The 19,936-nt window shown below is 73.6% G+C and carries 15 protein-coding genes; 6 read left to right on the top strand and 9 right to left on the bottom strand.

All coding sequences use genetic code 11. The annotated features are described in order from the left end of the window. Positions 1 to 35: 35 nt before the first annotated feature. The 4 genes from ACZ66S_RS31905 to ACZ66S_RS31890 all read right to left on the bottom strand — a co-directional run bounded on the left by ACZ66S_RS31905 (position 36) and on the right by ACZ66S_RS31890 (position 4,335). Positions 36 to 206 (bottom strand): Trm112 family protein, encoded by a 171-nt coding sequence (locus tag ACZ66S_RS31905; protein WP_020940431.1) that lies wholly within the window; start codon positions 204 to 206, stop codon positions 36 to 38. A 522-nt stretch (positions 207 to 728) separates the two neighbouring features. Then, entirely contained in the window at positions 729 to 2,096 is a 1,368-nt protein-coding gene (locus tag ACZ66S_RS31900) for a phosphomannomutase/phosphoglucomutase (protein WP_469905014.1), read from the bottom strand. A gap of 114 nt (positions 2,097 to 2,210) precedes the next feature. Next, the gene (locus ACZ66S_RS31895) at positions 2,211 to 3,827 is read right to left on the bottom strand and encodes an L-lactate permease (RefSeq protein ID WP_469905013.1); all 1,617 of its coding nucleotides are present in this window, start codon (positions 3,825 to 3,827) and stop codon (positions 2,211 to 2,213) included. Between the two features lie 136 nt (positions 3,828 to 3,963). Continuing rightward, entirely contained in the window at positions 3,964 to 4,335 is a 372-nt protein-coding gene (locus ACZ66S_RS31890) for a DUF3499 domain-containing protein (RefSeq protein WP_020120748.1), read from the bottom strand. A 356-nt stretch (positions 4,336 to 4,691) separates the two neighbouring features. On the opposite strand from ACZ66S_RS31890, the gene ACZ66S_RS31885 reads away from it, so the two are divergent. Beyond that, a complete protein-coding gene (locus tag ACZ66S_RS31885) occupies positions 4,692 to 5,135 on the top strand; it encodes a metallopeptidase family protein (protein ID WP_469905037.1) in 444 nt (147 codons plus the stop codon). 21 nt (positions 5,136 to 5,156) lie between these two features. On the opposite strand, the gene ACZ66S_RS31880 is transcribed toward ACZ66S_RS31885, so the two are convergent. From ACZ66S_RS31880 to ACZ66S_RS31870, 3 genes are all read right to left on the bottom strand, one after another. Beyond that, positions 5,157 to 6,653 (bottom strand): DUF5719 family protein, encoded by a 1,497-nt coding sequence (locus ACZ66S_RS31880; RefSeq protein ID WP_469905012.1) that lies wholly within the window; start codon positions 6,651 to 6,653, stop codon positions 5,157 to 5,159. Then, positions 6,650 to 10,315 carry a glycosyltransferase family 2 protein gene (locus tag ACZ66S_RS31875; RefSeq protein WP_469905011.1) on the bottom strand — a complete coding sequence of 1,222 codons (3,666 nt, stop codon included), beginning with the start codon at positions 10,313 to 10,315 and terminating at the stop codon, positions 6,650 to 6,652. The genes ACZ66S_RS31880 and ACZ66S_RS31875 overlap by 4 nt, the downstream gene beginning before the upstream one ends. A 182-nt stretch (positions 10,316 to 10,497) precedes the next feature. Continuing rightward, entirely contained in the window at positions 10,498 to 10,761 is a 264-nt protein-coding gene (locus tag ACZ66S_RS31870) for a WhiB family transcriptional regulator (RefSeq protein ID WP_003990679.1), read from the bottom strand. A 699-nt stretch (positions 10,762 to 11,460) separates the two neighbouring features. Between ACZ66S_RS31870 and ACZ66S_RS31865 the strand changes: the two genes are divergently transcribed. From ACZ66S_RS31865 to ACZ66S_RS31850, 4 genes are all read left to right on the top strand, one after another. Then, on the top strand, positions 11,461 to 11,970 hold the full coding sequence (locus ACZ66S_RS31865) for a cysteine dioxygenase (protein WP_469905010.1): 510 nt from the start codon (positions 11,461 to 11,463) through the stop codon (positions 11,968 to 11,970). Between the two features lie 34 nt (positions 11,971 to 12,004). Beyond that, on the top strand, positions 12,005 to 12,964 hold the full coding sequence (cofD, locus tag ACZ66S_RS31860) for a 2-phospho-L-lactate transferase (RefSeq protein WP_469905009.1): 960 nt from the start codon (positions 12,005 to 12,007) through the stop codon (positions 12,962 to 12,964). Then, entirely contained in the window at positions 12,961 to 14,271 is a 1,311-nt protein-coding gene (locus ACZ66S_RS31855) for a coenzyme F420-0:L-glutamate ligase (RefSeq protein ID WP_469905008.1), read from the top strand. The genes cofD and ACZ66S_RS31855 overlap by 4 nt, the downstream gene beginning before the upstream one ends. Positions 14,272 to 14,366: 95 nt before the next feature. Then, positions 14,367 to 15,404: a DNA-3-methyladenine glycosylase family protein gene (locus ACZ66S_RS31850; protein WP_469905007.1), complete on the top strand. Its 1,038-nt coding sequence runs from the start codon at positions 14,367 to 14,369 to the stop codon at positions 15,402 to 15,404. Between the two features lie 170 nt (positions 15,405 to 15,574). Here ACZ66S_RS31850 and manB read toward each other — a convergent pair whose 3' ends face one another. Continuing rightward, on the bottom strand, positions 15,575 to 16,657 hold the full coding sequence (gene manB / locus ACZ66S_RS31845; RefSeq protein WP_469905006.1) for a mannose-1-phosphate guanylyltransferase: 1,083 nt from the start codon (positions 16,655 to 16,657) through the stop codon (positions 15,575 to 15,577). A 162-nt stretch (positions 16,658 to 16,819) separates the two neighbouring features. Next, entirely contained in the window at positions 16,820 to 18,241 is a 1,422-nt protein-coding gene (locus tag ACZ66S_RS31840) for a peptidoglycan recognition protein family protein (RefSeq protein ID WP_469905005.1), read from the bottom strand. 129 nt (positions 18,242 to 18,370) lie between these two features. Here ACZ66S_RS31840 and ACZ66S_RS31835 point away from each other — a divergent pair, with 129 nt between their 5' ends. Next, positions 18,371 to 19,105 carry a TIGR03089 family protein gene (locus tag ACZ66S_RS31835; RefSeq protein WP_469905004.1) on the top strand — a complete coding sequence of 245 codons (735 nt, stop codon included), beginning with the start codon at positions 18,371 to 18,373 and terminating at the stop codon, positions 19,103 to 19,105. Positions 19,106 to 19,936: the final 831 nt, after the last annotated feature.

The raw sequence follows: 19,936 nt of genomic DNA, 5'->3' as shown, positions 1-19,936 counted from the left end.
CGGCGCGGGGCCGGCGGGGCACTCGGGCGGAGCGCTCAGGCGGGGCGGCGGGCCTCGTCGACGAGGAGCACGGGGATGCCGTCGCGGACGGGGTACGCCAGGCCGCAGTCCTGTCCGGTGCAGATCAGCTCGGCGTCCTGCTCCTTGAGGGGGGCGTGACAGGCCGGGCAGGCGAGGATCTCCAGAAGGCCGGCTTCGAGCGGCATGGGGGTTCCCTTCGGGGCGGTACGGCTGCTTGTGCGGATGTGCCTGGTCAGGGTACCGCCGGGGAGAGTTGGCCGCGGGGGTTGGGGCGAGGTCGGGGGCGAGGCGCCGCCGGTTGTTCCACCGTCGCGGCCCGGGCATGTCTCACGGGTGCCCAGGACGTCCGTGCCGGCCTGTGCCCCACGGATGCCCGGGGCCTACGTCCCCGGCCCGCCCCCACGGATACCCAGGGGCCTCCATCCGGCCCGTCTCTGCCGCCCCAGCGACTCACCGTCCCACCGTCCCGGCGACCCAGCGACCCAGCGACCCAGCGACCCAGCGACCTGGCCAGCCTCGCGGACCCGGAGGCTTCCGACCCGGCCCGCCCTCGTCGCACCCCCGGCGACCGGCGGCCCCCGCCCGTCTCGTCCCCGGCGGACGCCCAGAGGCCGCCGCCCCAGGCCACAGCGCCCCCGTCACATCCCCAGAGGCAGCCGGCCTCCGCCCTCGCCCTCGCCCTCGCCCTCAGGGTCAAGCCCTCAAGATCAGCCCCTGATGATCGCCAGAGCCTCGTCCCGTACCTTCGTCATCGTCGCCTCGTCCCGCGCCTCCGCGTTCAGGCGCAGGAGGGGCTCGGTGTTGGAGGGGCGGACGTTGAACCACCAGTCGGCGGTGGTGATCGTGAGGCCGTCGAGTTCGTCGAGCCGGACGCCCTCCTGGCCCTCGTAGGCCGCCCTGATCGCCGCCAGGCGGTCCGTCTGGTCGGCGACCGTGGAGTTGATCTCGCCGGAGCCCACGTAACGGTCGTACTGGGCCACCAGGGCCGACAGGGGGCCGTCCTGGCCGCCCAGCGCCGCCAGGACGTGCAGGGCCGCCAGCATGCCCGTGTCGGCGTTCCAGAAGTCCTTGAAGTAGTAGTGCGCGGAGTGCTCGCCGCCGAAGATCGCGCCGGTCCTGGCCATCTCCGCCTTGATGAAGGAGTGGCCCACGCGGGTGCGTACCGGTGTGCCGCCGTTCTCCTCGACGACCTCCGGGACCGACCAGGACGTGATCAGGTTGTGGATGACCGTGCCCTTGCCGCCGTTGCGGGCGAGCTCCCGGCAGGCCACCAGGGCGGTGATGGCGGACGGGGAGACCGGGTCGCCGTGCTCGTCGACGACGAAGCAGCGGTCGGCGTCGCCGTCGAAGGCGATGCCGAGGTCGGCGCCCTCCTCGCGGACGCGCTGCTGGAGGTCGACGATGTTGGCCGGGTCGAGGGGGTTGGCCTCGTGGTTCGGGAAGGTGCCGTCCAGCTCGAAGTACATCGGGACGGTGTCCAGGGGCAGCCCGTCGAAGACGGTCGGGACGGTGTGGCCGCCCATGCCGTTGCCCGCGTCGACGACGACCTTCAGGGGGCGGATGGCGGTCAGGTCGACGAGGGAGCGCAGGTGGGCCGCGTAGTCCGCCAGGGTGTCCCGCCCGGTGATCGTCCCCGTCACGGCCGCCGGCTCCGGGCCGCCCGTCTCGCTCCACCGCTCGACCAGTGCGCGGATCTCGGCGAGGCCGGTGTCCTGGCCGACCGGGGCCGCGCCCGCGCGGCACATCTTTATGCCGTTGTAGCGGGCCGGGTTGTGGGAGGCCGTGAACATCGCGCCCGGCAGGTCCAGCGCGCCGGAGGCGTAGTAGAGCTGGTCGGTCGAGCACAGGCCGATCTCGGTGACGTCCACGCCGAGGGCGGCCGCGCCGCGCGCGAAGGCCCGCGACAGGGCGGGGGACGTGGGCCGCATGTCGTGGCCCGTCACGACGGCGCTCGCCCCGGTCACCTGGACGAAGGCGGCGCCGAAGAGCTCGGCGAGCGTCTCGTCCCACTGGTCGGGAACGACTCCGCGCACGTCGTACGCCTTCACGAGCTGTGACAGATCAGCCACGGCCAACCCTTCTGAAAGTCCTGTCGGTCACCACAAACTACCCGTACGCACTGACAGCGCGTGGTGCGGGAGCCGGGACGAGACCGGGCCGTCATGTGAGGTCAGAGGGCGTCGACGGGGTCAGGGCAGCATCCAGTCCAGTACGGGTGAGCTCTGACCGACCACGATCAGGCACATCACCAGCAGCAGTCCGAGGCTCCAGGGCAGCACCTTGCGCAGGAGGTCCCCCTCGCGGCCCGCGAGTCCGACGGCCGCGCAGGCGATGGTGAGGTTCTGCGGCGAGATCATCTTGCCGAGCACCCCGCCCGAGCTGTTGGCGGCGGCCAGGAGCTCGGGCGACAGGCCGGACTCGCGGGCGGCGGTCACCTGCAGCGCGCCGAACAGCGCGTTGGCCGAGGTGTCCGAGCCGGAGACGGCCACCCCGAACCAGCCCAGGACCGGCGACAGGAAGGCGAGGCCCGCGCCCGCGGCCGCCACGAAATGGCCGATGGTGGCGGCCTGTCCGGAGAGGTTCATGACGTACGCGAGCGCCAGCACGGACGTCACGGTCAGGATCGCGAACCGCAACTCATGGACGGTCGCCGCCCATTCACGCACCGCCACACGCGCGTGCAGGCCGAGCACGAGGGCCGTGAGGATCCCCGCGAACAGCACGAGGGTGCCGCCGGTGGAGACGACCGGCCAGGTGAAGACGTTGCCGCCGACCGGGTCGCCGTCGGCGTTCACCACGTCGAGGAAGGGCCAGTCGTACGTCTGGGTCGCCTTCGCGAGCCAGTCCTTTACGGCCGGGATCTGGGCGACGGAGAAGATCACGACGATCAGGGCGTACGGCGAGTAGGCGCGCAGGACTTCGCCGCGCGGGTCGGTCTCGTCGAGGTCCTCGCTGCGCGCGCCGGTCAGCACGGACGCGCGTACGGACTCGTCGGCCGCCACGCGCGCGCGGGGCACGGCGACCAGGGCGCCCGCGCCGGCCAGGGCGGCGCCGATGTCGGCCAGTTGGGCGGAGAGGTAGTTGGAGGCCGCGAACTGGGCGACGGCGAAGGCGATTCCGCACACCAGGGCCGGCAACCAGGTCTCCCGCAGGCCCCGTCGGCCGTCGACCAGGTAGACCAGCACCAGCGGCACCACGAGGGCCAGGAGCGGCGTCTGACGGCCCACCACGGACGCCACGTCGTCCAGGGGCAGCCCGGTGACCTGGGCGAGCGTCACCACCGGTGTGCCCATGGCCCCGAAGGCGACGGGGGCGGTGTTGGCGACCAGGGCGACGACCGCCGCGCGCACCGGGTCGAAGCCGAGGGCGACGAGCATGACCGAGCAGATCGCGACCGGGGCGCCGAAGCCCGCGAGGGCCTCCAGGAGCGCGCCGAAGCAGAAGGCGACGACGAGGGCCTGGATGCGGGGGTCGTCGGAGAGCCGCCCGAAGGAGCGGCGCAGGATGTCGAAGTGCCGGGTGCGGACGGTCATCCGGTACACCCACAGGGCGTTGACGACGATCCACAGGATGGGGAAGAGGCCGAAGACGGCCCCCTGGGCGGCGCTGGAGACGGTCTGGCCCAGCGGCATGCCGTAGGCGAGCCAGGCGACCAGAGCGGCCGCCAGGAGGCCGGTGAGGCCCGCCAGGTGCGCCTTCATGCGGACGCCGCCGAGCAGGACGAGGACGATCACGAGGGGCAGGGCCGCGACGAGGGCGGACAGCCCGAGCGAGTGGGCGACGGGTTCGAGTTCCTGGACGTACACGGGCGCCTCCCCGATTCCGTCATGCGGAAAGCGATTTCTCACTTCGGCTTACGGAATGGTCGTGTCCGCGCCAACGAACCGTCAATGGGTGTGCGTCAGTCGGTGGAGGACTTGCACAAGTGGCAGGCGGAACGGTTCAGTTGTCCGGCGAGCGCAGCACCCGGAGATGGCCGCGGCGCGCGACCTCCATCGGGTCGGCCCGCCGGGCTCCGCCGGCCTCGGCCGCCCGCTCCTGCGGACGGGCCGCCTCCCGCACGGCGTTGGCGAGCGCTTCCAGGTCGTCTCCGCTGGGCCGGGCCGGGGCCGAGCCGTCGAGGAGCCGGACGACCTCCCAGCCGCGCGGGGCGGTGAGGCGCTCGGAGTGCTCGGCGCACAGGTCGTAGCAGTGGGGTTCGGCGTAGGTGGCGAGCGGGCCGAGGACCGCGGTCGAGTCGGCGTAGACGTACGTCAGCGTCGCGACGGCGGGACGGCCGCAAGCGGTGCGCGAACAGCGACGTACAGGGCTCACGACGTTGGACGGTACCGCACTCTTGAGCGGGCCGCGACGACTCTCCCCCAGGTCACCCCACCGTGTCGTGTTGTGAGACGCCCCACACGCCCCTCCGATCACACCGCCATGACCTGCGCGGACACCCCTTTCGCGGCGGCCGGACCGACCTGGGTGTGATCACCACTTGGTACAAACCGTGCGAATTGCCCAGTGAGCGACGGTCTCGGAGAGATACGGAATCGAGCCCAACCTTGGCTGGAATGGTCAACCGCCGACACGCCGTACGAAGCGGCCGTACGTCGTTTCGGACCGTGTCCGGGGTACCGCGTGGGGGCCGGGCACGGGAGGGCGGCGAGGATTACCCTTCACCAGTGATGGAGAACCCCGTACCGCCCCGCGCCACCGGCCCCGGGCCCCGCCGCCGTGATCGTCACGGACGAGGCATGCGCGGTCCGATCGCCCCGCCCCAGGTACCGCTCGCCGCGAGCCGGGCCGAGGCGTTCGCGGACCTGGTGCAGGACTCCGTGGAGCGCCTGGAGCGGCGCTGGCCGCAGCTCGCCGACATCGATTTCCTGGTCCTGGAGGTCCCCCGGCTGGACGGACGGACCTGGAACGACGAGGCGGTGCCGCTCGGCGGGACGATCCCCGCGCACGAGGGGCGTCCCGCGCGCGTGGTCGTCTACCGGCGGCCGGTGGAGATCCGCACCAAGGGGCGCGACGAGCGGGCGGCGCTGGTGCACGAGGTCGTCGTGGAGCAGGTCGCCGAGGTGCTGGGACTCACCCCCGAGACGGTCGATCCGCGGTACGGCGAGGACTGAGCCGCCCGCGGATCGTCCCGGCTACTTCTGGAGCACCGACAGGTCCTCGTCCGCCTCCGGCACCGCCACCATGCCCCGGTCGTCCGGGAGGGTCTGGACGGTGAAGCCCGGCACGCCGTCCTCGGTCGCCGCCAGGGTGCGGGCGCCGTAGACGGGGCCGCCCGAGACGCGCTCCACCGTGAGGGCGTAGGTGCCCTTCAGGCCGGTCGGGGTCGGAGCCTCCACGTTCTGCGTGGTGCCCGCCTTGAGGGTGAACGTCTTCGAGACGGCCTCGCCGCCCTCGCTGCCCGCCGAGGCCGTGACCTTGACGGTGGCCGCGCTTTTGGGGGCGGTCAGGGAGAGCGTGGTGCCCTTGGCGCTGTTGTCGGCGACCGTCGCGCGCGCGCCGACCGGACGCGTGGCCGGGATGAAGGCCGTCTCCTGGTTGTCGCCCTTGCCGCGGACGACCCGCAGCGCCGCGACCACCGGCGCGGCGGCGTCGGTGGAGGTGAGCACCAGCGAACCGGCCTCCCCGCGCGTGAGGTCACCGAGGTCCGCCGAGGCCGTCATGCCCGCCTTCACGTGCAGCGTCTCGTTGCCGGCCGGGGTGATCAGGCCGGACGGGGACGCGAGTTGCACCTTCAGGTCGGCGTCGGAGTCGCCGGGCGTGTAGGCGACCAGGCGTACGGCGGTGGCGTCCTTCGGGATGCCGGGCAGCACCAGGCTGCCGGACGGGTCGGTGGAGGCGGCCAGCCAGTCACCGCCGAGCTTGTCGTCCAGTGCCTGCACGGCCGCGCCCACGCGCCCACTGCGGACGTTCACATGGACGGTGAGGTTCTCCTGCTTCTCCTCGGTGAGCGTGGACAGCAGGATCGGGTCGCTGGAGTGCGGCGCGACGGTGATGCCCTCCCCCAGCGTGGAGTCCAGGGCGCCGTCCTTGCCATAGAGCTCGATGTCGACGACGGCGGCGGAGTCGTCGGGGTTGGTCAGGTGGACGTAGTCGGTGCGGTCGGCGGCCGTGCTCACGCCCGGGAACCAGAACTCGGTGTCGGGGGCCGAGCAGTTGACGCCCTGGAGGCCGCGTCCGGAGCCCGCGGCGACCTGCGTGGTCTCCTGGACGGTCCAGCCGGGTGCGAACTTCCCCTCGGCGGTGCCGACCAGGGCCGGCCCTTCGCCGCCGGAGGTCTCACCGGTGGCGGGCTTGCCGGGCTCCTCGGGTTCGAGAACCGGCTTGGCCGCCTTCTTGCCCTTGCCCTTGCTCTTGCTCTTGCTCTTGCCGTCCGACTCCGCGGTGGCCGCCTGGAGTTCGGCCCTGCCGTCGCCGCCCGCGTCCTTGGTGACAGGCGTGAAGGACGTGTACGACGTCTCCGCTATGTCGGAGGTGCTGGGCGCGGGACACAGCAGGCTGGTGCGCTCCACGGGCAGCTCGACGGCCGTCCCGGCGGTGCCGGCGGCCTGCGGTGAGCTGAGCGTGGCGAACCCGGTGACGGCGGCGAGCGCTGCGGTGCCGGCGATGAGGGACACGGTGGTGCGGTTCACTGCTGACTCCCGTCGGGGCGCTCGCTGCCGGGGGCGCCCGGATGCTGCTGCTGCGCCGGGTCGTACGCGGGGTCGTAGCCCTGGTCGTACTGCTGCTGCTCGTACTGGCCGCCGTACGTCTGGTCGTACGACGCCTGCTGGTGCTGCCCGCCGTAGGCGTACGGGTCGTACTGGCCGCCCTGGTACGGGTCCGCCTGGTACGGCTGCTGGTCGTAGCCGCCCGCCGGGTACTGCTGGGCGTTCTGGTACTGGTCGTCGGCGTAGCCGCCGTACTCGGCGTTCGCGTGGCTCGGGACGTCCCAGTCGCCGTAGGACTGCTGCTGCGGGACCGCGGCGGGAACCTCCTGCGGAGGAGCCGGGAAGTCCTCGGGCCCGGGGGCCTCCTCGGCCTCGGCCTGCGCGCGCAGCCGGCGGGCGCGGCGGCCCTCGCCCGCGACGGGCTGGGCGGGGACGGCCGGCTCCTCGGGCAGGTCGTCGTCGACGTCGCGACGGCGGCCGGGCAGGGCCATCACCACGAGGACGACGGCGAGGAAGCCCTGGATCCACAGCCACAGGGTGTGGGTGAACGGGTCGTCGAAGGTGACGTCCAGGGTGCCGCCGGAGGCGGGCAGTTCGAAGCCCTGGGCCCAGCCGTCGACCGTGGTGCGGGTCAGCGGCTTGCCGTCCAGGGTGGCCGTCCAACCCTCGTCGGCGGTGTCGGCGAGCCGCAGGATCCTGCCGTCGGCGCCGGACGGGACCGTGGTGTGGAGGTCGACCGGGCCCGCGGCGACGGGGGTCGCGGTGCCGGAGCCGGACTTCGCGACGATCGTCGCGCGCGCGACCTCCTGATCGACCCGCCACAGTCCGCTGCCGTCCTGCTGGCTGAGCCGGGACAGGCCGGGGGTGGCGTCCAGCACGCGCGTGACCTCGCGGGGCGCGCCCTTGTGGACGAGGACGTACCGCACGGCGAAGCCGCCGAGCTGGTTCGCCTGGTCGGCGCCGGAGCCGGCGACGAGGTTGGCGACGACCTTGTCCAGCTTGGCGTTCTCCCCGTCGGCCGCGGCGAGTTCGGCGTCGCCGAGGCGGGCGCCGGAGCCGCGCACCAGCATGTAGCCGACGTGGGCGGAGGAGTCGCTGTCGAGGACGAGGGTGCGGGCCTGGTCGCGGGTGCCGCTCTCCTCGGCGACGAACGCGGGCACCTGCACGGGGTCGCGGCGCTCCAGCGGTCCGTCGGCGCCGCCGATCATCCAGCCGGCGGCGACGAGCAGCGGGCCCGCTGCGGAGGCGAAGGCGATCAGCGCGGCGACCGGCTGGCGCCAGCCGAAGCTCTGCTCGGCCACGCGCGCGCGTGCCCCGTCGGCGCCGAGCATGGCGGCGGCCAGCAGGGCGAGGCCGTAGACGAGGGTGGCGGGGCCGGCCCAGGTCGACTCGTTGGACAGGACGGCGAAGACGAGGCCGACCAGGGCCACCGCCCAGGCCGTCCAGATGCCGAACTGCCGCTCGGTGCGCAGCAGGGCGGCCAGGGCGGCCAGCACCACGCCGATGAGCATCAGCCCGTCGACGGTGCCGGGTCCGCCCGGGCTCGCGCCGAGCAGGTCGAGGGCGGAGGCGGCCGAGGAGCCGTACTCCAGGCCCGCCTGGTCGAAGAAGCCGAACGGGAGCAGCGTCAGCGACCAGGGCGCGAGGACCAGCAGCGGGGTGCCGAACTGGGCCAGGAAGCGCAGGCCGTAGGCGGTGATCTCGGTGCGGCGCACCACCAGCAGGGCGATGCCGAGGAGCAGCGTGATCGGCCAGATGATCGGTGTGAACGCGGTGGTGATCGTGAGCAGCAGGGCGAACGCCCAGGTGGCGCGCCAACTGCCCCGCGCGCCCGTGCTGTTCGTCAGCCCGGCGGCCGCGACGCCCGCGCGTGCCATGAGCGGCAGCAGGACGGCGAGGACGGCGGTGCCGACGCGGCCGCCGGCGAGGGCGCCGGTGGCGGCGGGCAGGAAGGCGTAGACGACGGCCGCCCACGCGCGCAGGAGACGGGACTCGACGAGCGGGCGGGAGGCGAAGTAGGCGGTGAGGCCGGCCAGCGGCACCGAGCAGACCAGCAGGACCGTCAGGGCGAGCCCGGTCGAGCCGAACAGGACGGAGGACAGCGCGGCGATGACCGCCAGGTAGGGCGGGGCGGACGGGGTGCCGCCGGCGCCCACCGCGTGCCACGCGTCCGCGTAGCGGGACCACAGCTCGCCGGCGTCGGCCGGGGCGGGCAGCAGGGCACCGCCCGCGAGCGCGCCGCCGCCCAGGAGGTTGCGGCAGGCGACCAGGGCGACCAGGAGCAGCACCAGGAAGAGCACAGGCCCAGGCTTGCGGGCGATGCGCTTGAGGCGGGCGAACTGCTCGATCTCCAGGAACTCGGCGTCGTCGCCGCCGGGTCCGGACTCGATGCCGCCGCCGTGGCGGCCGGCCGTGGCGGCCTCGGCGTCGGAGCCGCCGAAGAGGTTGCCCGCGACCTGCTCGACCGTGGCCCGCACGGTGGCGCCGGGCGGCGGGAACAACTGCCGGAGCTCGTCCTTGTCGACGACGGGCTTCCCGCGTCTGCCGCGTCCGGCGATGATCCGCTCGGGCCGCAGCAGGGTGCCGAGGAGACCGCGGATCTCGTCGAGGGCCTGTCCGGGTACCTTGCCGACGAGGTAGGCGACGGTCCGCAGCAGGGTGCCGAGGACCAGCCGCACCAGTACCCAGGGCAGCGCGGCGGTACGGGTGTTGACGAGCAGGGTGTAGGCGGCGCCGGCCTTGTCGACCTTGTGCGGGGAGGCGGTGGTGCGGCCCGCGCAGTCGACGGTGCGGCGCTCGCGCGAGGCGGCCTCGGCATGGCGGACGACGGCTTCGGGGGCGATGAGGACGCGGTGGCCGGCGGCCTGGGCGCGCCAGCACAGGTCGACGTCGTCCCGCATGAGGGGCAGGCGTCGGTCGAAGCCGCCGAGCTGCTCGAAGACGTCGCGGCGGACGAGCATGCCGGCGGTGGACACCGAGAGCACGGACCGGACGTGGTCGTGCTGGCCCTGGTCCTGTTCGCGGCGGTCGAGGCCCGTCCAGCGGCGGCCGGAGTTGGCGATGGAGACGCCGACCTCCAGGAGTTGCCGTTTGTCGTACCAGCCGCGGAGCTTGGGGCCCACGACGGCGACGTCGTCGCGGCCTAGCTCCAGTTCGTTCTCCACGACGCGCAGCAGTTCGGCCAGGGCGCCGGGTTCGGGGGCGCAGTCGTCGTGCAGCAGCCACAGCCACTGGACGGGCTCGCCGTGCGGCAGCTCCGGCAGGTCGTAGGCGTCGTCGCGCCAGGTGCGCGTGACGGGGTCCCAGCCGCTCGGCCGCTTGAGGTACGGCAGCTCGTCCGGGGTGAGGACCGGGGCGGTGCGGGTCGCCTCCTCGACGGCCTGGCCGAAGCCGGTGCGCCGGGCGAGGTGCAGCACCCGGTCGGCGCCGAGGGCCTCGGTGACCAGTCGGGCGGAGTCGTCCGCGCTGCCGGTGTCGGCGGCCATGGCGAACTGCACGGGGCGCTCCTGGCCGAGCAGCCCGGCGAGCGCGTCGGGCAGCCAGCGGGCGCCGTCGTGGGAGACGAGCACCGCGGTCACCACATGACGCGGGAACTCAGGGGTGGCAGCGCTGTCTTGGGCTGCCGTGTGGCTGTGCACGGACATCGAGGTACGGGCCCCGGTTCGGTGGACTGCGGTGGACGCCTGTGCCCTGAGGGGGCGGCGAGGCGTCTCGGACGAGCGCCCACACTATCGGCTGGGCAAGACGGCGGCCCGCCGCCTGTGGACAACCAGGTGCGACGGGCCGTGCGGTTGCGTACGAAAAGTGCGGTGACGCCTGCCTCGGGTCAGACGGCGGCCTTCTTCAGCCTGCGGCGTTCGCGTTCCGACAGGCCGCCCCAGATGCCGAAGCGCTCGTCGTTGGCGAGGGCGTACTCGAGGCACTCGGAGCGGACCTCGCAGGAGAGGCAGACCTTCTTGGCCTCGCGGGTGGAGCCGCCCTTCTCGGGAAAGAAGGACTCGGGGTCGGTCTGGGCGCACAGCGCGCGCTCCTGCCAGCCGAGTTCCTCGTCCGCGTCGTCGACCAGCAGTTGCTGCACCAGCTCGGTCATGTGCGCCCCTCGTCTGTCTTCGCGTCCCCGTGTGACGGCCGTTACCGATTTCGGCTGAACGACACGAGTGAAATTACAAGTGTGCTGCTCCGGGCGAGTCAAGCCGAGATCTGCTATTGGGCCCCTTATTCACTCTGCGGAACCAAGGCCTTGCTGAAAGTGTTCAAATCGGCATAAACCTTGACAAGCAGACGAGACCCGAAAGGGCTGCCGAGCCGCACCGGACCTTTCGGGCCTGTACGGGGAAGGACGCCCATCAGTTCGAACTCGTTCCGTACGCCCGTGGGGAAGTCACGGTGAACTCACGGCCCGTGCGCCCGGTTGTGCGCCATGTGTCCCGGTCGGCGCATGAACAAACCTTTCACCACCCAGATGGACCGGATGAGGTGAAACATGTCCCACTTCCAGGGTGTCGAGTTGACAGTGGAGGTGTGAGCCGCTGTCCTTGTGGGCATGCTCGCGAACTTGGCGCTCACCTCGACCCGCACCGCCGGGTCCCACGGTGCTGCCCGCGCTCGCTGTAGCTGTTGTTGCTGTTCTAGCTGTTGAGCCCATCGCTCCGGCTGCTCCTGAGTCCACCGTGACTCGGCTGCTTGTGCCCCGCCCGCACCCGGGCATTCCTGTCCTCCCGCGATCCGGGCGGACGGTACGTGACACCCAGCCAGCCCCCCACCCTTCGCCGAGGACCCACCGCACCCCATGAACAGCGACTACGACCTCCAGATCGCGGGCGACCTCCTCGAGGTCCCGCACCTCCTCCAGGCCCCCCGTGAGCACCCGGCCACCGTCGCCGAGTTCGCCGGGCTGGCCCGTTCCCTCGCCGCCGACCGCGCGCAGTGGGCGCACCTCGTCCGGTTCGACGCGACGAGCCGCTGGTACCACCGGCTGCGCACCGGACCCGGCTACGAGGTGTGGCTGCTGTCCTGGGTGCCCGGTCAGGGCAGCGGGCTGCACGACCACGGCCGCTCCTGCGGTGTCCTCACCGTCCTGGAGGGCACGCTGACCGAGCGGACTGAGCGGGGCACGCGCGCGCTGGGTGCCGGGTCGCAGCGGGTGTTCGCGCCCGGGTACGTGCACGAGGTCGTCAATGACGCCCTGGAGCCGGCGGTGAGCCTGCACGTCTACTACCCGGGCCTGACCGAGATGCCGATGCACACGGCCTGCACCGCCCGCGACAGCCACGACGAGGTGGACGCCGTGACCGCATGACGCGTTGTCGCAGCCGCCTGCGAGACTGGCTCCCATGCGAATCGTGGTTCTGGCAGGCGGCATCGGCGGTGCCCGTTTCCTGCGTGGTCTGAAGCAGGCCGCGCCGGACGCGGACATCACGGTCATCGGCAACACCGGGGACGACATCCACCTCTTCGGGCTGAAGGTCTGCCCGGACCTCGACACGGTGATGTACACGCTCGGCGGCGGCATCAACGAGGAGCAGGGCTGGGGGCGCGCCGACGAGACCTTCCACCTCAAGGAGGAGCTCGCCGCGTACGGCGTCGGGCCCGAGTGGTTCGGGCTCGGGGACCGGGACTTCGCCACCCACGTCGTGCGCACGCAGATGATCGGTGCCGGGTATCCGCTGAGCGCGGTCACCGAGGCGCTGTGCGACCGGTGGAAGCCGGGGGTGCGGCTGATCCCGATGACCGACGACCGGGTCGAGACGCATGTCGCCGTCGAGATCGACGGCGAGCGCAAGGCCGTGCACTTCCAGGAGTACTGGGTGCGGCTGCGGGCCTCGGTGCCGGCCCACGCGGTCGTGCCGGTCGGCGCCGAGCAGGCCAAGCCGGCTCCGGGGGTGCTGGAGGCGATCGCGCAGGCGGACGTCGTGCTGTTCCCGCCGTCCAACCCCGTCGTGTCCGTCGGCACCATCCTCGCCGTGCCCGGCATCCGCGAGGCGATCGCCGAGGCCGGGGTGCCGGTCGTGGGCCTGTCCCCCATCGTCGGGGACGCGCCGGTGCGCGGCATGGCCGACAAGGTCCTCGCGGCGGTCGGCGTGGAGTCCACGGCCGCGGCGGTGGCCGAGCACTACGGCTCGGGGCTGCTGGACGGCTGGCTCGTCGACACCGTGGACGAGGGCGCGGTCGCGCGGGTCGAGTCGGCGGGCATCCGCTGCCGGGCCGTACCGCTGATGATGACCGACCTGGACGCGACCGCGCGGATGGCCCGTCAGGCGCTGGAGCTGGCGGAGGAGGTGCGCGGAGCTTGAGCGGGACGCCTGCCGAGGGCTACCGGGTCTGGGCCGTGCCCGGTCTCCCCGAGGTGCAGCGGGGGGACGACCTGGCCAAGATGATCGCCGCCGCCGAACCCGGGCTGGCCGACGGGGACGTCCTCCTGGTCACCTCGAAGATCGTGTCCAAGGCGGAGGGGCGGGTCGTCGAGGCGCACGACCGGGAGGCCGCGATCGACGCCGAGACCGTGCGCGTCGTGGCGCGGCGCGGCCCGCTCCGGATCGTCGAGAACCGGCAGGGGCTCGTGATGGCCGCCGCCGGGGTGGACGCCTCCAACACCCCTTCGGGGACCGTGCTGTTGCTGCCCGAGGACCCGGACGCGTCCGCGCGGGCGATCCGGGACGGGCTGCGGGACGCCCTCGGGGTGGACGTCGGGGTCGTCGTCACCGACACCTTCGGGCGGCCCTGGCGCGCCGGGCTCACCGATGTCGCGATCGGCGCCGCCGGGGTGCGGGTGCTGGACGATCTGCGGGGCGGGACGGACGCGTACGGCAATCCGCTGAGCGCGACCGTCGTGGCGACGGCCGACGAACTGGCCGCCGCCGGTGACCTCGTCAAGGGCAAGGCCGCCGGGCTGCCCGTCGCCGTGGTGCGCGGGCTAACCCATGTCGTGGCCGACGGGCACCGGGAGGGGGCGCGGGCCATGGTGCGCCCCGCCCGCGACGACATGTTCCGGCTGGGGACCTCGGAGGCGGTCCGGGAGGCGGTCACCCAGCGGCGTACCGTACGGGCCTTCACGGACGAGCCCGTCGACCCCGGGGCCGTACGGCGGGCCGTCGCCGCGGCCGTGACCGCGCCGGCGCCGCACCACACCACGCCGTGGCGGTTCGTGCTGCTGGAGTCGCGGAGCGCCCGGACCTCGCTGCTGGACGCCATGCGGGACGCCTGGATCGCCGATCTGCGGCGGGACGGGAAGTCCGAGGAGTCCGTGGCCAAGCGGATCCGGCGCGGCGACGTCCTGCGGAACGCGCCGTACCTCGTGGTGCCCTGTCTGGTGACGGACGGCTCGCACACGTACGGCGACGCGCGCCGGGACGCGGCCGAGCGGGAGATGTTCGTCGTCGCCGCGGGGGCCGGGGTGCAGAACCTCCTCGTCGCACTGGCCGGGGAGCGTCTCGGGTCGGCGTGGGTGTCGTCCACGATGTTCTGCCGCGAGGTGGTGCGGGAGGTGCTGGGGCTGCCGGCGGACTGGGATCCGATGGGGGCCGTGGCGGTGGGGCATCCGGCGCAGGAGCCCCGGCCGCGGCCGGACCGGGACGCGGAGAGCTTCATCGAGGTGCGGTGACGGGCGCCCGATGTGCCGAGGTGCGGCGGTGGGCCTCGGGTTGCGCCTAGTCTCGTAGGGCTCCACCGGTTTCTCTCGTACCCAGGACTTCATCCGTGGCAGGACGTTTCACCCCCCGGCCCACGCGCCCCCACAGCCTCAAGGGCGTGGGAGGGGCCCCCATGCCCGTGCGCGGCGGCGAGGCCGTCGTGCCCGCGGCGCGGCGGGAGGCGGCGGTGGCGGCCCCGCTGGTGCGCAGGTGGACGCCGCCGTGGCCCGTCGACCTCGGGCTGGTGCTCGGGGCGCTGCGGCGGGGGCCGGCGGACCCGACGTTCCGGGCCCTCCCGGACGGATCGGTGTGGCGGGCCAGCCGTACGCCCGCCGGACCCGGGACCCTGCGGGTGTGCGTCTACGGCGGTGAGGTGCGCGCCGAGGCGTGGGGGCCGGGCGGCGAGTGGCTGCTCACGCAGTTGCCGGAGCTGCTCGGGGCCGCGGACGATCCCGGCGCCTTCGTGCCCCGGCACCGGGTCGTGGCGCACTCCTGGCACCGGCGGCCGGGCCTCAGGCTGACGCGGACCGGGCTGGTGCTGGAGTCGTTGATCCCGTCCGTGCTGGAGCAGAAGGTCACGACCGACGAGGCGTACCGGGCGTGGCGGTTGCTGGTGCGCAAGTTCGGCGAGCCGGCGCCCGGACCCGCGGCGGGCGGGCGGCTGTGGGTGATGCCGGCGCCCCGGACGTGGGCGTTGATTCCCTCCTGGGAGTGGCACCGGGCGGGAGTCGACAACAAGCGGGCGTCGACGATCCTGCGGTGTGTGCGGGTCGCCGCGCGGCTGGAGGAGGCGGTGGCGATGTCTCCGGCCGCCGCGCAGGCCCGCCTCGAGGTCGTGCCCGGGGTGGGGCCGTGGACCTCCGCGGAGGTGGTGCAGCGCAGCCACGGGGCGGCGGACGCGGTGACCGTGGGGGATCTGCACCTGCCGGGGATCGTGGGGTTCGCGCTCGCCGGGGACCGGGACGCTGACGACGAGTTGATGCTGTCGCTGCTGGAGCCGTACGCGGGGCAGCGGCATCGGGCGGCGCGGTTGATCCTGCTGAGCGGGCGTACGCCGCCCCGGCGGGCGCCGCGGATGACTCGGGGGGACATCGGGAGGTTGTGACCCGGCGGGGTGCCGGGGGGATTTCTCGCCCCCGCCGCCCCTGCCCGTCCCTCCCCCAGGGGCTGCCGCCCCTTCGACCCCGCTTCCAGGGGCTCCGCCCCCGGACCCCCGCTCCTCGAACGCCGGAGGGGCTGGATTTCACGACACGCCGAAGCGGCTGGGTTTCCAGGTCACTGGTCCGACGAGAAGCGGACCGCTCCTGCCGGGATGCGGGCGTCGCACCAGATCCTCATGCCGTCCAGCAGTTCGTTGTCGGCGCCGATGACCGCGCCGTCGCCGATGACCGTGCCGGTGAGGACCGAGCGCTCGCCTACGCGGGCCCTGGTGCCGATCAGGGAGTCGGTGATGACCGCGCCCGGTTCGATCACCGCGCCCGGCAGGATCGTCGAGCCGGAGACGCGCGCGCCCTCCGCGACGAACGCGCCCTCGCCGACCACCGTGCCGTCCGTCAGCTTGGCGTCGGGGGCGACTCGTGCCGTGGGCAGGACCAGCCGGTCGCCGCAGCGGCCGGGGACCGCCGGGGAGGGGGCCCGGCCGAGGACCAGGTCGGCCGAGCCGCGGACGAAGGCGGCCGGGGTGCCGAGGTCCAGCCAGTACGTCGAGTCCACCATGCCCTGGAGGTGGGCGCCGGCCGCCAGCAGGCCGGGGAAGGTCTCGCGTTCGACCGAGACCGGGCGGCCCGGCGGGATGGTGTCGATGACCGAGCGGCGGAAGACGTACGCCCCCGCGTTGATCTGGTCGGTGACGATCTCCTCGGGGGTCTGGGGCTTCTCCAGGAAGGCGAGGACCCGGCCCGTGTCGTCGGTGGGGACCAGTCCGTAGGCCCGGGGGTCCGTCACCTTCGTCAGGTGCAGGGAGACGTCGGCGCCCGTGGTCTCGTGGGTGCGCACCAGCGCCCTGATGTCCAGGCCCGTCAGGATGTCGCCGTTGAAGATCAGGACCGGGTCGTCGGGGCCGGAGTGCAGCCGGGCGGCCACGTTGCGTATCGCGCCGCCCGTGCCGAGGGGCTCCTCCTCGGTGACGTACTCGAGGTGGAGCCCCAGGGCCGAACCGTCGCCGAAGTGCGGTTCGAAGACCTCCGCGAGGTAGCTCGTCGCGAGGACGATGTGGTCGACGCCCGCCGCTCGGGCTCTCGCGAGCTGGTGCGTGAGGAAGGGGACGCCGGCCGCGCGGACCATGGGCTTGGGGGTGTGGACCGTGAGGGGTCGCAGCCTCGTGCCCTTGCCGCCGACCAGGAGGATCGCTTCTGTCACCTGTCGTCTCCGCTTCCTGCCGGGACCGGCCCGAACTGTCTTTCGACCGGCCAGTGTATGCAGACCGTGGTGCGGCACCTTCGGAGACCGTGCGGCATGCGCGCCTGCCCCCCGACGGCGGTGAAACGGGTGGTACGAGCTCTCCCCGGTCCTCAGCGACCGTCAACGACCCTGGAGACGGGCGGCTGTCGTGCGGGTGGACCCGAGTTTGCGGTAGAGCTGCCGTCCGGGGCACTCCGTGGCGAAGCCGTCCCGGTGGCCGGAGATCACGTTCAGTCGTACCTTCTTACCCTTCGGATAGCGGTTGCCACCGCCCGACTTCAGATACGTCTTGCCCTTGGGGTTGGCGCCGTGCAGACCGAGCTTCCACGCGGCGAGCCGGGCGACGGCCTTCGTCACGGCGGCGGGCGGCTTCTTGGCGCCGTAGCTGCCGAGGACGGCGACCCCCGCGCTGTTGGAGTTGAACCCGAGCGTGTGGGCGCCGAGAACCGGCTTCGCCACCCCGCCCGCCCGGCCCTCGTAGATGTTTCCGCACTTGTCGACGAGGAAGTTGTAGCCGATGTCCCGCCAGCCCATGCTCTTGACGTGGTAGCGGTAGATACCGCGAATGAGCGAGGGCACCTGCGTACAGCGGTAACCGTTGCCCGACGCCGTGTGGTGCACGAACACCGCCTTGACCTTCTTCGTGTAGACGAAGCTCCGCTCGCGCAGGCCCTCGTCGGCGCCCCAGCCGCGCCGGGTGACGATGCGCGGGCGCGGGCCGATGTACGGCTTCGCGCGCTGCCGGTCCGTCAACTCCCCCGCACGCAGGGCGAACAGCTCCTCCTCGGTCTGCTGCCGGTCCAGCGCCGGGATCTCGGTGGCGCCGAGGGCCGCGAGCCCGGCGTTGGCGGCGGCCGCGTCCAACCCGGCGCGGTCGTCCGCGGGTTCGGCGGTGGGCGCGGAGCGGGGTGCGAGGGCGCGGTGGGGTGCGCCGGCCGCACTCTCCGGGCGGGCGGGCGCCGGTGCGCTCTCCCCCGGGTCCACGAGTTCCAGACGCAGCCCCGTCGGCAGCGCCGCGGTCGTGGCCGCCGTACGGGAGCCGCGGGCCGTGTCCTCGGTCCTGCGGTCGGCCTCGGCGCGGACCCGTACCTCCACGCCGTCGGAGTCGCCCACCCACAGGGGTGCGGTGGCGCCGTGGACGCGGCCGGAGGTGCGCTCGGCCGTACCGGGGTCGGCGGCGTCGTCGTTGTGGGTCTCCAGGTCCTGCCAGCCGGACCAGGTGTCGGTGCCGGCCGCGCGGGTGCGGACCTGGACGCTGCCGTGCAGCACGGCGTCCGGATCGTCCCAGATGACCCCCACCAGGGAGAAGTGCCGTACGTCCCGGCGGGGCAGGCCCTGTTCGGCGACCGGGGCCAGGGTGCGGTCGGAGGCGGCGAGGGGCGCGAGAGGCAGTGACTGGGTGCCCCCGAGGGCTTCCGCGCCCGGCGCCGGTCTCACGGCTGCCGGGGACACCGGTCTCGCCGCGACCGCGGGCGAGGTGAGGGGAAGGGCGAGGGCGGTCGCACAGGCGACGCCGACCGAGGAAGCAAGAAGTCCACGCATGCTCCCGATCCTGGACATAGTCATATAAATCTGTCCATCGGGGAACTGACGGACCGTCGGGAGCCGTTGCGCCGAACCGGTGGCCCCGCGCGGAGGTGTCCGGCCACGCGCCCGCGTACGCTTTCGCGGGTGAACGCCACCGATCGCACCCCTGCCGACCTGCTGCGTTCCGCGCTCGCCGCGGACCCCGGACGCCCCCTGGTGACCTTCTACGACGACGCCACGGGCGAACGCGTCGAATTGTCCGTGGCCACCTTCGCCAATTGGGTGGCCAAGACCTCGAACCTCCTCCAGGGCGACCTCGCCGCCGCGCCCGGCGACCGGGTGACGCTGCTGCTGCCCGCGCACTGGCAGACGGCCGTGTGGCTGCTGGCGTGCGCGTCGGTGGGCGTGGTCGCGGACGTGGGCGGGGACCCGGCCGCGGCCGACGTCGTCGTGAGCGGGCCGGACACGCTGGAGGCGGCCCGGGCGTGCTCCGGGGAGCGGGTCGCGCTGGCGCTGCGGCCGCTGGGCGGACGGTTCCCGCAGACACCGGACGGGTTCGTCGACTACGCGGTTGAGGTGCCGGGACAGGGCGACCGGTTCGCTCCCTTCGCCCCCGTGGACCCCGAGGAGCCCGCGCTGGTCGTGGCGGGGCGGGAGTTCAGCGGGGCCGAGCTCGTGGAGCGGGCCCGGGCCGAGGGCACCCGGGACCGGGTGCTGTCGGGGCTGTCGTACGACACGTGGGACGGGTTGAACGCCGGGCTGTACGGGCCGCTGGCCAACGGGGGGTCCGTCGTGCTGTGCCGGAATCTGGAACGACTGGGCGAGGACGCCCTGGCCCAGCGGATCGAGAGCGAGCGGGTGACCGCCGTACGCCGCTGAGCGGGCCGGCGGGCCCCTTCGCGGAAGGCGTGGGCGCCTGCTGCAACGGGCCGCGGCCGCACCGGTCCGGTCGTGCCGCACGAGCGGGGCGCCGATGCCCCCGTGGTGCCGCGCCGGAGCCGGCAGTCCCGATCCGCAGGGCCGGGACCGTGGTCCGCGTGGCCGAGACGGACCCGACCACCGACGGGCACCCAGGCCGGGGCCGCGGTCCGCGTGACCGAGACGGACCCGACCACCGACCGGCACCCAGGCCGGGACCGTGGTCCGCGTGGCCGAGACGGACCCGACCACCGACGGGCGCCCGCGCCGGGACCGTGGTCCGCGTGACCGAGACGGACCCGACCACCGACGAGCGCCCGGGCCGGGACCGCGGTCCGCGTGGCCGAGACGGACCCGACCACCGACGAGCGCCCGGGCCGGGACCGCGGTCCGCGTGGCCGAGACGGACCCGACCACCGACCGGCACCCAGGCCGGGACCGCGGTCCACGTCACCGACACGGACCCGACCACCGACCGGCACCCAGGCCGGGACCGCGGTCCACGTCACCGACACGGACCCGACCACCGACCGGCACCCAGGCCGGGACCGTGATCCACGTCGCCGACACGGACCGGCACCCAGGCCGGGACCGTAGTCCACGTCGCCGACACGGACCGGACCGCCGACGGGCACCCGGGCCGGGATCGTGGTCCGGGTGGCCGAGGTGGACCGGACCGGCGCCCGGGCCGGGACCGTGGTCCGGATGGCCGGACCGCCGGGGGCGCCGGTCGCTCTCCTTCACCCGGACGGCTCAGCACGGGGCGCCTCCGGGGGCCCTGCCACGCCATGG

It is taken from the genome of Streptomyces sp. NPDC107471 (genome assembly GCF_055582845.1).
Note: the sequence above shows the minus strand (reverse complement) of the source record. Positions and strands in the feature narration are given on the sequence as shown.

Excerpts from the sequence above, each read along its gene's own strand:
- ACZ66S_RS31875 (WP_469905011.1), bottom strand. The coding sequence starts at position 10,315 with ATGTCCGTGCACAGCCACACGGCAGCCCAAGACAGCGCTGCCACCCCT.
- ACZ66S_RS31840 (WP_469905005.1), bottom strand. The coding sequence starts at position 18,241 with ATGCGTGGACTTCTTGCTTCCTCGGTCGGCGTCGCCTGTGCGACCGCC.
- ACZ66S_RS31885 (WP_469905037.1), top strand. The coding sequence starts at position 4,692 with ATGGAGAACCCCGTACCGCCCCGCGCCACCGGCCCCGGGCCCCGCCGC.
- ACZ66S_RS31905 (WP_020940431.1), bottom strand. The coding sequence starts at position 206 with ATGCCGCTCGAAGCCGGCCTTCTGGAGATCCTCGCCTGCCCGGCCTGT.
- cofD (WP_469905009.1), top strand. The coding sequence starts at position 12,005 with ATGCGAATCGTGGTTCTGGCAGGCGGCATCGGCGGTGCCCGTTTCCTG.
- ACZ66S_RS31865 (WP_469905010.1), top strand. The coding sequence starts at position 11,461 with ATGAACAGCGACTACGACCTCCAGATCGCGGGCGACCTCCTCGAGGTC.
- ACZ66S_RS31870 (WP_003990679.1), bottom strand. The coding sequence starts at position 10,761 with ATGACCGAGCTGGTGCAGCAACTGCTGGTCGACGACGCGGACGAGGAA.